This window comes from Streptomyces sp. NPDC001348 (assembly GCF_053597535.1).
Genome location: NZ_JBSFIK010000009.1, coordinates 200,902 through 214,238 on the forward strand (window position 1 = coordinate 200,902; position 13,337 = coordinate 214,238).

The 13,337-nt window shown below is 70.8% G+C and carries 11 protein-coding genes; 7 read left to right on the forward strand and 4 right to left on the reverse strand.

What is annotated here, in order from left to right:
- Positions 1-68 precede the first annotated feature (68 nt).
- Positions 69-806 carry a dienelactone hydrolase family protein gene (locus ACWC21_RS12945; protein WP_450881010.1) on the forward strand — a complete coding sequence of 246 codons (738 nt, stop codon included), beginning with the start codon at positions 69-71 and terminating at the stop codon, positions 804-806.
- 25 nt (positions 807-831) lie between these two features.
- On the opposite strand, the gene ACWC21_RS12950 is transcribed toward ACWC21_RS12945, so the two are convergent.
- Complete coding sequence (locus ACWC21_RS12950) at positions 832-2,025, reverse strand: RtcB family protein (protein WP_450881012.1); 1,194 nt, start codon at positions 2,023-2,025, stop codon at positions 832-834.
- A 205-nt stretch (positions 2,026-2,230) separates the two neighbouring features.
- On the opposite strand from ACWC21_RS12950, the gene ACWC21_RS12955 reads away from it, so the two are divergent.
- From ACWC21_RS12955 to ACWC21_RS12965, 3 genes are all read left to right on the forward strand, one after another.
- Positions 2,231-3,100, forward strand: a complete 870-nt coding sequence (locus ACWC21_RS12955) for a DUF3558 domain-containing protein (protein ID WP_450881014.1) — start codon at positions 2,231-2,233, stop codon at positions 3,098-3,100.
- Between the two features lie 133 nt (positions 3,101-3,233).
- A complete protein-coding gene (locus ACWC21_RS12960; protein ID WP_450881016.1) occupies positions 3,234-4,145 on the forward strand; it encodes a DUF3558 domain-containing protein in 912 nt (303 codons plus the stop codon).
- Positions 4,146-4,218: 73 nt separating this feature from the next.
- Entirely contained in the window at positions 4,219-5,541 is a 1,323-nt protein-coding gene (locus tag ACWC21_RS12965) for a DUF2637 domain-containing protein (RefSeq protein WP_450881018.1), read from the forward strand.
- A gap of 66 nt (positions 5,542-5,607) precedes the next feature.
- On the opposite strand, the gene lysS is transcribed toward ACWC21_RS12965, so the two are convergent.
- Positions 5,608-7,353, reverse strand: coding sequence for a lysine--tRNA ligase (gene lysS, locus ACWC21_RS12970; RefSeq protein ID WP_450881082.1), 1,746 nt, complete (start codon positions 7,351-7,353; stop codon positions 5,608-5,610).
- Positions 7,354-7,517: 164 nt separating this feature from the next.
- Here lysS and argS point away from each other — a divergent pair, with 164 nt between their 5' ends.
- A complete protein-coding gene (gene argS / locus ACWC21_RS12975; protein ID WP_450881020.1) occupies positions 7,518-9,287 on the forward strand; it encodes an arginine--tRNA ligase in 1,770 nt (589 codons plus the stop codon).
- Positions 9,288-9,568: 281 nt separating this feature from the next.
- Here the strand turns inward: argS and ACWC21_RS12980 are convergent, their stop codons facing one another.
- Positions 9,569-10,384 (reverse strand): helix-turn-helix transcriptional regulator, encoded by an 816-nt coding sequence (locus tag ACWC21_RS12980; RefSeq protein WP_450881022.1) that lies wholly within the window; start codon positions 10,382-10,384, stop codon positions 9,569-9,571.
- Between the two features lie 72 nt (positions 10,385-10,456).
- Here ACWC21_RS12980 and ACWC21_RS12985 point away from each other — a divergent pair, with 72 nt between their 5' ends.
- Both ACWC21_RS12985 and ACWC21_RS12990 read left to right on the forward strand, forming a co-directional pair.
- Positions 10,457-11,173, forward strand: a complete 717-nt coding sequence (locus ACWC21_RS12985) for an SDR family oxidoreductase (protein ID WP_450881024.1) — start codon at positions 10,457-10,459, stop codon at positions 11,171-11,173.
- 148 nt (positions 11,174-11,321) lie between these two features.
- Positions 11,322-12,041, forward strand: coding sequence for a DUF4253 domain-containing protein (locus ACWC21_RS12990; RefSeq protein WP_450881026.1), 720 nt, complete (start codon positions 11,322-11,324; stop codon positions 12,039-12,041).
- 16 nt (positions 12,042-12,057) lie between these two features.
- Here ACWC21_RS12990 and ACWC21_RS12995 read toward each other — a convergent pair whose 3' ends face one another.
- A complete protein-coding gene (locus tag ACWC21_RS12995; protein WP_450881028.1) occupies positions 12,058-13,263 on the reverse strand; it encodes an aminotransferase-like domain-containing protein in 1,206 nt (401 codons plus the stop codon).
- Positions 13,264-13,337: the final 74 nt, after the last annotated feature.

Here is a 13,337-nt window from a genome sequence, read left to right on the forward strand (position 1 = left end):
CCGGCGCTGCTCTGCCGGCGGCAGAACACCGGCCGGACCGGGCTCGACGGTCACTACGGTCCGGTCTCATGACGACGGTTACGACGCGTACGGTCGAGTACCCGGCCGACGGTTTGACGATGATCGGGCACCTCGCGCTCCCGGCCGGTGTCGACCGCCGGCCCGCGGTGCTGCTCGGGCCGGAGGGCATGGGGCTCAGCGACGTCGAGCGCCGCAGAGCCGATGCTCTCGCCGGGCTGGGATACGTGGCGCTGGCCTTCGACCTGCACGGCGGGCGCTATCTGGGTGACCCCGAGGAGATGCTGGGCCGTTGCATGCCACTGCTCGCCGATCCCGAGCGGATGCGGCGCATCGGCCGTGCGGCGCTCGATGTGTTGCGCACCGAGCCCCGGACCGACCCCGACCGGATCGCCGCCATCGGCTACGGCACCGGGGGCGCCATCGCGCTGGAACTCGGGCGCGGCGGCGTCAGCCTGCGCGCGATCGGGACGGTCAACGCGACTACCACGGGCCGACCGGGCGAGGCGGCGCGCATTCGCTGCCCGGTGTGGGCCGGGGTCGGGTCGGAAGACCCGATCATGCCGCCCGCGCAACGGAACGCGTTCACCGCTGAGATGCAGGCCGCGGGCGTAGACTGGCGCCTCGCGGTCTATGGCGGCGCCTTGCACGCCTTCCACCACCCGCCGGTCGACCACCCCACGGTCCCCGGTGTCGGCTACCACCCACAGCACGCGCAGCGAGCCTGGCGCGACGTCGTCGACCTGCTCGCCGAGTGCCTGCCCGTGACGGAGGGCCTGGGGGCATGACCCGGGCGACCATGAACAATGGATTTCAGCCCTTCACACACACGACCTGCTTCAGCTTCGCCACGACCTCGACCAAGTCCCGCTGCTGGTCGATGACCTGGTCGATCGACTTGTAGGCGCCCGGGATCTCGTCGACGACGCCGGAGTCCTTGCGGCACTCCACGCCCCGCGTCTGCTCCTCGAGGTCCTTGGTCGAGAAGCGGCGCTTGGCCGCGTTACGGCTCATGCGCCGACCCGCGCCGTGCGAGGCCGAGTTGAAGGACAGCTCGTTGCCGAGGCCCTTCACGATGTACGAACCCGTGCCCATGGAGCCGGGGATGATTCCGTACTCGCCGGAGCCCGCGCGGATCGCGCCCTTGCGGGTGACGAGCAGGTCCATTCCCTCGTAGCGCTCCTCGCTCACGTAGTTGTGGTGGCAGGAGATCTCCGGCTCGAAAGTCGGCTTCGCCTTCTTGAACTCCTTCCGGATCACGTCCTTCAGGAGCGCCATCATGATCGTGCGGTTGTACTTCGCGTACTCCTGCGCCCAGAACAGGTCGTTCCGGTACTCCGCCATCTGCGGGGTGTCCGCCACGAACACGGCGAGGTCACGGTCGACGAGGCCCTGGTTGTGCGGCAACTTCTGGGCGACACCGATGTGGTGCTCGGCGAGTTCCTTGCCGATGTTGCGGGAGCCGGAGTGGAGCATGAGCCACACAGAACCGGTCGAATCCGTGCACACCTCGACGAAGTGGTTTCCGGATCCGAGCGTTCCCATCTGCTTTCCAGCCCGATCATGACGGAATTTGACCGATTCGGCGACCCCGTCGAACCGCGCCCAGAAGTCGCCCCACCCCGCGGTCGGGAACCCGTGCAGCCGCCCCGGGTCGACGGGATCCGCATGCATCCCCCGCCCCACCGGAATCGCCTGCTCGATCTTCGACCGCAGCCGCGAGAGGTCCCCCGGCAGGTCGTTCGCCGTCAGCGACGTCTTCACCGCCGACATCCCGCAGCCGATGTCCACCCCGACCGCCGCCGGGCACACCGCGCCCTGCATGGCGATGACGGAACCGACCGTCGCGCCCTTGCCGTAGTGGACGTCCGGCATGACCGCCAGGCCCTTGATCCACGGCAGGGTCGCGACGTTGCGGAGCTGCTGCAGTGCCACGTCCTCGACGGTCGCGGGGTCGGTCCACATACGGATCGGAACCTTCGCGCCGGGCATCTCCACGTACGACATGTCTTCCTCGTTCCCCCGAAAGGTGCAGCAAAAGTATTGAAATGCACAGAAAGCAAAAGCGGCGCCAAGGTCGACGAAAAGGGACAACGGACCGGCGTCCACAGCAGTGCGTGCGATACACATTGTCTGCAGTGGGCGCCCCGCCGCGGCAAGCGAATTACCAGCGGGGACACTGGAGCACCCGACCGTCGAGAGGAGCCTGACCGTGCAGCGGAAGGCGTACGTAACCGGTACCGCCGCCCTCCTCGCGGCGCTGCTGGCCGGCTGCACGAGCGGGTCGGGCGACAAGGGCTCGACGGACGACGCGAACCCCGGTGACGCCGGCACGGCGACGGAGGTGGCGCAGCCCGGCAAGTACCGCACGCTTCCCGAGCCTTGCGGGGCGGTCGGTCACGGCACGCTCGACTCGCTGCTGCCGGGCATCAAGCAGATGACCGACGAGGACCAGCGGGACAAGGCCTATCAGGGCGAGGCGACACTCACGTACGACACGGACCGCAAGGTGGGCTGTCGCTGGAAGGCCGATTCCACTGATGCGACCGATCACCTCCTGATCGATTTCGAGCGGGTGGTGTCGTACGACAACGCCGTCAGCGACGACAGCCAGGCGGAGAAGCTCTTCGCGGGCATGCAGACCTCGGCCGGTCTTCCGGCGCCCGAGACCTCCGCGTCGGGGCCCTCGGCCGGGTCCGCCTCCGGGGCTCCTTCCGCCTCGTCGTCCGCCTCGGCCGCCGGCGGGGAGTCGGCGGTCACGGTGGCGCCCTCCGCCACGGCTTCTTCCACCGCCTCGCCGTCCGGCTCCTCCTCCGGTTCCTCCGGTGCCGCCGCGGCGGATCTGCAGCCCCGCACGCTCGACGACCTCGGTGACGAGGCGTATCTCGACGACCAGCTGACAGGCTCCGGTTCGACGGCGCAGCAGCGGACGGTGACTGTGGTGTTCCGCACGTCCAATGTGATCGTGACCATCGAGTACGCGGAGCAGCCGATGACGGTCGGCGCGGTGCCGGACAGCAAGGAAATGCAGGACAGGGCCCGTACTCTGGCGGATCGGCTGGACGACGCGCTGGGTGGCTGAGGGTGCCGCGGCGGTCGCCGGGGGGCGGGTGCGAAGCCCGCGAACGGAGGCGGCACGGCTCGCTCACCGCGTACCGTGGCCCATCGGACCCGATCCGACCGCAGGAACCACGAGCGTCATGAGTGAAGGAACCATGCATCGAGCAGCCCAGCGAGACGACCAGCGTGCCCAGCGAGTCCAGCTTCTTCCCCGCCTCCTTGTCTGCGCGGCGGCGGTCCCCGTGATGCTGGTGGCCGCCGGCTGCTCCGGCTCGGACTCCGACTCCGCGGGCGCCGCGCAGGGTTCGCAGCAGACCGCCGCGGCCGGCGCGGACGCGGGCAGTGCCTCCCCGAGCGCCTCCCCGACCGTGGATGCGGCCGCGTACGCGAAGCTGCCGGAGCCGTGCAAGGTGCTGTCGAAGAAGACTCTGGGCGAACTCGTCCCGAAGGGTGCGAAGTCGGGCAAGGAGGGCACTTCGAGTGACACCTCGTCCCGGTCCAGCTGCTCCTGGAGCAGCCTCGCCAACAACGGGGTGAAGGGGTCGCAGTTCCGCTGGCTGAACGTCTCCCTGCTCCGCTTCGACTCGGACGCCAACCGGGGTTCGGGCGAGAAGCAGGCGCAGACGTACTACGCGGACCAGGTCAAGGCGGCGCAGTCGGTCTCGGATGCGAAGAACGTCAAGACGGAGCCGGTCGCCGGGACGGGCAACGAGGCGACGGTGGTGCGCTACGACCTGAAGAAGAAGGAAGGCGGCTTCAAGCAGCAGACGGTGGTCGCCCGGGTGGAGAACGTCGTCGTCACCCTGGACTACAACGGTGCGGGTCTGGCCGGCGAGAAGTCTCCGAGCGCGGACGACCTGGTGAAGTCGGCGGAGAAGGCGACCAAGGAGACGGTGGCCGCGGTGTCGGCGGCCAACGGGCAAGGTTCGGGCGGCAGTTCGGACTCGGGTTCGGGCGGGGCGAGCTCCTCGCCGTCGAAGTCGGCGTCCGGGTCGGCGTCTCCCTCGGCTTCCAAGGGGGCGTCCGCGAGCGCTTCTCCGTCGAAGTCGGCAGCCAAGAAGGACTGACCGGCACCACGTTCGCCGTACAGGTGTGCCACCCTGTTGCGCGCAAGAACACGCAATGGGAGGGGAGTAGCGCGTGGCAGCGCCACTGCAGCTGACCCGGATGCACCGCGTTCTCATCGGCGTGGTCGTGACCGGCGCCGTGATCATCGCCGGCATCGGCTTCGCCGGTTCGTACGCGGCCGTCCGTGAGCTGGCCATCAAGAAGGGCTTCGGGAACTTCTCCTATGTGTTCCCGATCGGCATCGACGCGGGCATCTGCGTCCTGCTGGCCCTGGACCTGCTGCTGACCTGGATCCGCATTCCCTTCCCGTTGCTGCGTCAGACGGCGTGGCTGCTGACGGCGGCGACGATCGCCTTCAACGGTGCCGCCGCGTGGCCGGATCCGCTGGGCGTGGGCATGCACGCGGTGATCCCGGTGCTGTTCGTGGTGGCGGTCGAGGCGGCCCGGCACGCGGTCGGCCGGATCGCGGACATCACGGCCGACAAGCACATGGAGGGTGTGCGCCTCACCCGCTGGCTGCTCTCGCCGGTGCCGACGTTCCTGCTGTGGCGCCGTATGAAGCTGTGGGAGCTGCGCTCCTACGAGCAGGTGATCAAGCTGGAGCAGGAACGTCTCGTCTACCGGGCGCGGCTGCACTCCCGGTTCGGCCGGGCGTGGCGGCGGAAGGCTCCGGTGGAGTCGCTGATGCCGTTGCGGCTGGCCCGGTACGGGGTACCGCTGGCGGAGACGGCTCCGGCGGGGCTGGCGGCGGCGGGCATCGAGCCGGTGCTGCTGCCTCCGGCGCCGCAGCCGACCGCGGCCGTGACGGCTGCGCCCGCCCCGGGGCAGCGCCCCGAACTGGCCGGGCAGAGCGCCGCGCGGCAGGAGGACGCCGCTCGGCCGGGGAACGCCGCGCAGCCCGGGAACGCCGGGCAGCCGGAGAGCGCGGGGGACCCCGAGCAGAGCCCGTGGTTCCAGGCTCCGAAGGAGGTCGACTACCAGGGTGGCTACGACCCCACGTACGAGCCCGCCCCCGACCCCTCTTTCGGCCCTCCGTACGACCTCCAGTACGCGCCGGAGGAGCAGTACGAGGAGTGGTACGAGGAGCAGGAGCCGGAGCAGTTCCAGCAGCCGCCCGGCCCTGAGGAGACCGGCAGTTTCCCCATTCCGTCCGGCCCGGGCCGTACTCGCCAGCTCGGTGAGGGGGGCGGCACCCCGCCCGTGGAGCCGGACGAGGAGGCGTACTACCAGGTGTTCCGCCAGTCGATAAACGGCAGCCTGCCCACGCCGCGCCAGTTCCAGGACGGGGTCGAGGCCACGTACGGGATCACGTTGCCGGACCAGGAGGCCAAGCGCATGGTGAATCGCTTCTCCAACCGTTTCAACGCGGAACTGGAAGAGGACCACATCGCATAACGACCACCGCGTACGACGATGGGGGCGCCCGGCGAGAACCGGGCGCCCCCATCGTCGTGGAAGGGCCTACTCCCCGAGCAGGGCCCGCACCCTTTCCTGTCCCACCGCGAGCAGCAGCGTGGGCAGGCGCGGGCCGGTGTCGCGGCCGACGAGCAGGTGGTAGAGCAGGGCGAAGAAGGACCGCTGGGCGGTCTTGATCTCCGGCGGCAGCTCCTTGGGCGTGGCGTCGGCGGGGAACCCGGCCTGGACCTTGGGCACGCCGTAGACGAGGTGGGTCAGTCCGTCGAGCGACCAGTTGTCGGCGAGCCCGTCGAGCAGCAGCCGGATCGACTGCTGGGAGGGCTCGTCGAGGGACTTCAGCAGTTCGGCGTCCGCTTCGTCGCGGACGATGGTGCGCTGGTCGGCCGGGACGTGGGTGTTGATCCACGCCTCGGCCTTGTCGTACCGGGGCCGGGCCTCGTCCAGGGAGCCGAGCGGGTTGGCCGGGTCGAGCTCGGACAGGATGCGCAGGGCCTGGTCCTGGTGGCCGGCGGTGATGTCGGCGACGGAGGCGAGGGTGCGGTAGGGCAGCGGGCGGGGCGTCTTCGGCAGTTCACCGGTGGCGGTGCCCACGGCCCGGGTGTACGCGGCGACGTCCCCCGGAAGGGCGGAGCTGTCGGCGACCTTGCCCGCGAGCTTGTCCCACTCGTCGTAGAGCCGCTGGATCTCCTGGTCGAAGGCGATCTTGAAGGACTGGTTGGGCCTGCGCCGGGCGTACAGCCAGCGCAGCAACTGCGGCTCCATGATCTGCAGCGCGTCGGCCGGGGTGGGCACCCCGCCGCGGGACGACGACATCTTCGCCATGCCGCTGATGCCGACGAAGGCGTACATCGGCCCGATCGGCTGCTTGCCACCGAAGATCCCGACGATCTGCCCGCCGACCTGGAAGCTCGACCCCGGCGAGGTGTGGTCGACACCGGAGGGCTCGAAGACGACCCCCTCGTACGCCCACCGCATCGGCCAGTCCACCTTCCAGACCAGCTTGCCGCGGTTGAACTCGCTCAGCCGGACGGTCTCGGAGAAGCCGCAGACGGTGCAGGTGTAGGCGAGCTCGGTGGTGTCGTCGTCGTACGAGGTGACCGTCGTCAGGTCCTTCTCGCAGTTGCCGCAGTACGGCTTGTACGGGAAGTACCCGGCGGAGCCGGAGCTGCCGTCGTCCTCGGCGGCCGCGCCGGAGCCCTCGGCGGCCTCCAGTTCGGCCTCGTCGACGGGCTTCTGCTGCTGCTTGGCGGCGGCCTTGGGCTTGGTGCGGTACTGGGCGAGGATCGCGTCGATGTCGCCGCGGTGCTTCATGGCGTGCAGGACCTGGTCGCGGTACACACCCGAGGTGTACTGCGCGGTCTGGCTGATGCCGTCGAACTCGACGCCCAGTTCGGCCAGCGACTCGACCATGGCGGCCTTGAAGTGCTCGGCCCAGTTCGGGTGTGCGGACCCCTCGGGGGCGGGCACGGAGGACAGCGGCTTGCCGACGTGCTCCTTCCAGGCCTCCTCGTCGACCCCGGCGATGCCCTTGGGGACCTTCCGGTAGCGGTCGTAGTCGTCCCAGGAGATCAGGTGCCGGACCTGGTACCCGCGCCGCCGGATCTCGTCGGCGACGAGGTGGGGGGTCATGACCTCGCGGAGGTTGCCCAGGTGGATCGGGCCGGACGGCGAGAGCCCGGACGCGACGACGACCGGTTTGCCGGGCGCCCGACGCTCCGACTCCTCGATGACCTCATCCGCGAAACGGGAGACCCAGTCGGTGGTCTCGGTGCTCTGAGCCACGATCGGCACGTCCTCTTTTTCCTGGGAGTACTTCTCCATGGAGCAGCCGGTACGGTCGCACGGCTGACCGCACCATTCTCCCAGACCGACTCACGCCCACGAAAACCGCTTTACCCACCGTGGGATACTGGCTGGGTCTATCCATCCCCACGAGGAGAACGGCACCCCTTCCTATGGCCTCGGTCACGTCCCTCAGCGACTCCGTCCAGCAGCACCTCGCGTCCGCCCTCACGGCCACTCTGCCGGAGGCCGCCGGAGCGGACCCGCTGCTGCGACGAAGCGACCGGGCCGACTTCCAGGCCAACGGGATCCTGGCGCTCGCCAAGAAGGCGAAGGCGAACCCGCGGGAGCTGGCGACGCAGGTCGTCGCGCGGATCGAGTCCGGTGACGTGATCAAGGACATCGGGGTCTCCGGCCCCGGCTTCCTGAACATCACGATCGCCGACAAGGCGATCACGGAGAACCTGGCCGCGCGCTACGCGGACGACACCGGCCGCCTCGGCGTGCCGCACGCCGAGCAGCCGGGCACGACGGTCATCGACTACGCCCAGCCGAACGTGGCGAAGGAGATGCACGTCGGCCACCTGCGCTCCGCCGTGATCGGCGACGCGGTGGTCCAGCTGCTGGAGTTCACCGGCGAGAACGTGGTCCGCCGCCACCACATCGGCGACTGGGGCACCCAGTTCGGCATGCTCATCCAGTACCTGGACGAGCACCCGCACGAGCTGGACCACAAGGCGACGCAGGTGACCGGCGAGGAGGCGATGTCGAACCTCGACCGCCTCTACAAGGCCGCGCGGAAGCTGTTCGACTCCGACGAGGAGTTCAAGACCAGGGCCCGCCGCCGGGTCGTGGACCTCCAGGCCGGCGAACCGCACACCCTCGCCATGTGGCAGAAGTTCGTGGACGAGTCGAAGATCTACTTCTTCTCCGTCTTCGAGAAGCTGGACATGGAGATCCGGGACCCGGACATCGTCGGCGAGTCGGGCTACAACGACATGCTGGCGGAGACCTGCCGCCTCCTGGAGGAGTCGGGAGTGGCGGTCCGCTCGGAGGGCGCCCTGTGCGTGTTCTTCGAGGACGTCAAGGGCCCGGACGGCAATCCGGTCCCGCTGATCGTCCAGAAGTCCGACGGCGGCTACGGCTACGCGGCCACCGACCTCTCCGCGATCCGTGACCGCGTCTTCAACCTGAAGGCGAGCACGCTCCTGTACGTGGTGGACGCCCGGCAGTCCCTGCACTTCCGGATGGTCTTCGAGACCGCGCGCCGGGCGGGCTGGCTGGGTGAGGACGTCAAGGCGCACCAGCTGGCCTTCGGCACGGTCCTCGGCAAGGACGGCAAGCCGTTCAAGACGCGTGAGGGCGAGACGGTCAAGCTCGAGGACCTCCTCGACGAGGCGGTCGACCGCGCCACGGCCGTGGTCCGCGAGAAGGCCGAGAAGGTGGGCCTGACCGAGGAGGAGATCACCGAGAACGGCCGGTACGTCGGCATCGGCGCGGTGAAGTACGCCGACCTGTCCACCTCGGCGGTCCGGGACTACAAGTTCGACCTGGACCAGATGGTCTCCCTGAACGGCGACACGTCCGTCTACCTCCAGTACGCGTACGCCCGTGTCCAGTCCATCCTGCGCAAGGCGGGCGAGGCGAGCCCGGCGGCCCACCCGGAGCTGGCACTGGCCCCGGCGGAGCGGGCGCTCGGCCTGCACCTGGACCGGTTCGCGGAGACGGTCCTGGAGGTGGCGGCGGCGTACGAGCCGCACAAGCTGGCGGCGTACCTGTACCAGCTGGCGACGCACCTGACGACCTTCTACGACCAGTGCCCGGTCCTGAAGGCGGAGACCCCGGAGCAGGTGGAGAACCGCCTGTTCCTGGTCGACCTCACGGCCCGCACCCTGCACCGGGGCATGACCCTGCTGGGCATCAGGACACCCGAGAAGCTCTGACCTCGGGAAAGGCCCGGCAAGCCGCACAGAGCCCCGGCTCCCGGGATCGCCCGGGAGCCGGGGCTCTGCTTCTGTGCGGCCTCGGGCGGGCGGCTGCTTGTCCTGGCCCGGCCCGGGGCGGCAAGCAAGAGCTCGCGCGGACAGGCGGCGTGGAAAGCCTCGGCATCAAGGTGGGCACAGGCCCCGGTGAACATGTAGGTCCCGCACCGTCGGCACCCGCCGCCACCTGGGCGGCGGTCCGTGGCCGCCCGCTGGAGAGAGACCTGTCCGCGTCTTTCGTTTCAGGTCGCCTGCCTGGCCAGGCTGTGCAGGGCCAGCACGGCAGGTGATCCGGGGTCGGCCGTGATCAGGACGACTTCCTGGTCGTCCTCGGGCACGAGCAGGACGTCGCAGTTCAACCGCAGCGTGCCGACTTCCGGGTGGTCCAGGGTCTTGGTGCGGTGCCCGGGAGCGTGGACCGGACGCGTCTGCCAGATGTGCCGGAACTCCTCGCTGCCGACGTGCAAGTCGGCCAGCAGGGCGGTCACCTGCGGGTCGTGCGGGTAGCGGTCGGCGGCCCGGCGAAGCCGCGCCACCACGATGTGCCCGAACTCCTCGGCGCTGGAGCTCTCATACATCCGTCCCTGGCCCAGGAAGCGGCGCCGGGCCAGGTTCGTCGTCCCGCGCGCGAGGTCGCCGCCGAGCAACGCCTGGGCCAGGGGGTTCCAGGCGACGACGCCGTACGCCGCGTCAGTGACGATGGCAGCGGTCTCCGGCAGCCGCTCCAGCATCCGGGCCACGTGCGGGCGTACCCGCCGCACGGCGTTGCCGGCGGGCGGCGGGTTCGATCCCGCCAGGCGGAAGAGGTGGCTGCGCTCGGCCGGCGTGAGCCGCAGGGCCTGGGCCAGCGCGTCCAGGATCCGGGGCGACGGCCGCGGTCCGCGGGCCTGCTCCAGTCGCGTGTAGTAGTCGACCGACATGTGGGCGAGGTCCGCGACCTCTTCGCGGCGCAGGCCCGGTGTACGGCGGGCGGTGCCCGTCGTCGACAGGCCGATCTCGTGCGGGCGCAGGCCCGCTCGGCGGTCCCGTAGAAAGCGGGCCAGCTCCTGCCGCGCCATGCCACCTCCGGCCGCTTGCCTGGTACAGGTTGTCCCTGGCAGGGCGCCCACGGCCAGGGGACCGTTGTTCCCATGAACGATCGCACAGCTTTGGTCACCGGTGCCAACAAGGGCATCGGCAAGCACATCGCCCGGCTGCTCGCGGCCGAGGGCCTCACCGTGTACGTGGGCTCCCGCGACCCCGGGCGCGGACAGCGGGCCGTCGGGGAGATCGGTGCCGGCGCCCGGCTGCTGGTCCTCGACGTGACGGATCCCGACGGCATCGCACAAGCCGCGGCCCAGGTGGAACGCCTGGACGTGCTGGTCAACAACGCCGGCATCTCACCGTCACTCGCCTCGCCGGCCGACACCCTCGTCGAGGAATACCGGCGCACCTACGAGACCAACGTGTTCGGGGTGATGGCGGTGACCAATGCCTTCCTGCCCGCCCTGCGCCGGTCCCCGCACCCCCGCATCGTCAACATCTCCAGTGGCACCGCGTCGCTGACCTGGAGCACAACCCCCAACCCCCAATTCACCCCGGGAAGCGGCAACGGTGCCGCCTACCGGTCGTCCAAGGCCGCCCTCAACGCCCTCACCGTCTTCTACGCCCAGACGCTGGCCGAGGACGGCTTCAAGGTCAACGCGCTCGCCCCCGGCGTGCGGGCCACCGATCTCAACCCCCGAGCCGCCGCTGTCGGCGGCGACCCGGCCGAGGCCGCCCACGGTGCCCTCCGTCTGGCCCTGCTGCCGGACGACGGTCCGACCGGTGGCTTCTTCTCCTGGGACGGAACGCCCGTGCCCTGGTGATGGGTGACCAGTCATGGGCGGCGTCGCAACTCCATGACCGCCAGGACCTGTGCCTGTCTCGCTGCCGGGGAACCACCACCCCGCCTGTCCGCGCGACCTCCAACGCGGGCCGGGCCCACTGTCGGTGCCTGGCCCTACAGTCGCTGTCATGGCGACTCTTCCCAATCCGCTGCCCAAGCTGGCGGCCGACCCGAGCGGGCGCTCGCTCGGGCTCCACCTCCCGCCCGGGCGGCTCGTCGACGAGCTTCTGTGGTGCGCGGACCACGCGACGTCCGCCGACGGCTGGGGCGCGCTGCAGTCTGCCCGCAGGGCCGGGCTGCTGCCCGTCCTGCTCGACGTCGGTGGCAGCGAGGGCGGGCCGGAGAAGTGGGAGCTGATACCGGAGGAGATGTCGTACCCCGGGGATCACGACGCCGAGGAGGTGCTGGCCGAGGCCTGGGACGAGTGGCCCGGTCTCGCCCCCGCCCCGACGCCCGAGGCCGACCCCGACGAGCGTGCCGCCGAGATCGTCACCTTGCTTCTGGACGACGCCCTGCGGCTCAAGGAGCCACGGCCGGCCCTGGTCCCGGCCCGCCGTTCCGCCGACATCCCGGCCGCCATCGGCTGGGCCGGGCCCACCAATCACGAGAACGACGTGGCGCGCCTCTGTGCCGTGCTCCGCTCCTGGGAGGACCGCTTCGGCATACGCGTCGTCGCGCTCGGCTTCGACCGTCTGTTCCTCTCCGTCGCGGCACCGCCCGCCACCCCGGAGGAGGCGGAGGCGGTCGCCGTGGAGCACTTCGCGTTCTGCCCGGACAGCCCGGTCGGCCTGCGCGAATACGCCGAAGGCCTGATCGGCCGCCCGATCTGGTCCTTCTGGTGGGACTGACGCCGGGCCCCGGCCGCTACGCGAGCCCCCGCCCCAACCGCCGCAGCCCCTCCCGGATCTCCTCCGGAGTCTGCGTCACGAAGCACAGGCGGAGGGTCGAACGGTCCGGGGCGCCGGCGTGGAAGGGGGCGCCGGGGACGTAGGCCACGGCCTGCTCGACCACGCGGGGGAGCAGGGCCGTGGTGTCGTACGCGTCCGGGAGGCGCGCCCAGAGGAACATGCCGCCCTCGGGGCGGTTCCAGGTGGAGCCCTCGGGGAGTGCGTCGGGCAGGCCGGTGAGCATGGCGTCGCGGCGGTCGCGGTAGGCGGCGGCGACCCGGGCGACGTGGGCGTCCAGGTCGTTGTCGGCCAGGTAGCGTGCCGCGGCGAGCTGGTTGACCGTCGGGGTGTGCAGGTCGGCCGCCTGCTTGGCGACCGCGCAGGCCCGGCGCAGCTCGGCGGGCGCCCGCAGCCAGCCCAGGCGCATGCCGGGTGCCATGACCTTGGAGAAGCTGCCGAGAAGGGCCGTACGGTCCTCGCCGCCGGGGAGCGAGGCGATCCAGGGCACCTGCCGGCCCTCGAAGCGGAGTTCGCCGTACGGGTCGTCCTCGACGATCCACAGGCCGTGCCGGGCGGCGACGGCCGCGACCGCCGCCCGGCGTGCGGCGGGCATGGTGCGGCCGGTGGGGTTCTGGAAGGTGGGGACGGTGTAGAGCAGCTTGGGGCGTTCGCGTGCCACCAGCTCCTGAAGTGCCTCGGGGTCGACGCCGTCGGCGTCCGACGGCACGGGCAGGATCCTCGCGCCGGCGAAGCCGAAGACCTGGAGTGCGGCCAGGTAGCAGGGGTTTTCGACGAGGACGGTGTCGCCGGGTTCGAGCAGGGCGGTGGCGAGCAGGGAGAGGGCCTGCTGGGAGCCGGTGGTGACGAGGACGTCGTCGGCGTCCGTGGGCAGGCCGCGCGCGGTCGTACGGGCGGCGAGCGCGGCCCGCAGCGCGGGCTCGCCTTCCGTCGTGGAGTACTGCAGGGCCTGTGCGGGCGCCTCGGCGAGCACCGCGTGGTACGCCTGCGCGATCCCTGCCGTGTCGAACAGCTCGGGTGCCGGCAGCCCGCCCGCGAAGTTGACGACCTCGGGGCGGGCGGTGACGGCGAGGATGTCCCGTACGGGGGAGCCGCCGATCGAGCGGGCCCGGGCCGCGAGCGGCGGCACGGGGGCGGGGGTGGGCGCGGGCTCGGTGACCGTCATGGCACGGCTCCTTCGGCTGCTGCGGCGGCGTCTCGTGGTCGCAGCCTAGGGATGTACGTGCTGTCTACAGGCAG

Bases quoted from the DNA above. Each gene is read 5' to 3' on its own strand.
- ACWC21_RS12945 (WP_450881010.1), top strand. From the start codon at position 69: ATGACGACGGTTACGACGCGTACGGTCGAGTACCCGGCCGACGGTTTG.
- ACWC21_RS12950 (WP_450881012.1), bottom strand. From the start codon at position 2,025: ATGTCGTACGTGGAGATGCCCGGCGCGAAGGTTCCGATCCGTATGTGG.
- ACWC21_RS12960 (WP_450881016.1), top strand. From the start codon at position 3,234: ATGCATCGAGCAGCCCAGCGAGACGACCAGCGTGCCCAGCGAGTCCAG.
- argS (WP_450881020.1), top strand. From the start codon at position 7,518: ATGGCCTCGGTCACGTCCCTCAGCGACTCCGTCCAGCAGCACCTCGCG.
- ACWC21_RS12980 (WP_450881022.1), bottom strand. From the start codon at position 10,384: ATGGCGCGGCAGGAGCTGGCCCGCTTTCTACGGGACCGCCGAGCGGGC.
- ACWC21_RS12985 (WP_450881024.1), top strand. From the start codon at position 10,457: ATGAACGATCGCACAGCTTTGGTCACCGGTGCCAACAAGGGCATCGGC.
- ACWC21_RS12990 (WP_450881026.1), top strand. From the start codon at position 11,322: ATGGCGACTCTTCCCAATCCGCTGCCCAAGCTGGCGGCCGACCCGAGC.
- ACWC21_RS12995 (WP_450881028.1), bottom strand. From the start codon at position 13,263: ATGACGGTCACCGAGCCCGCGCCCACCCCCGCCCCCGTGCCGCCGCTC.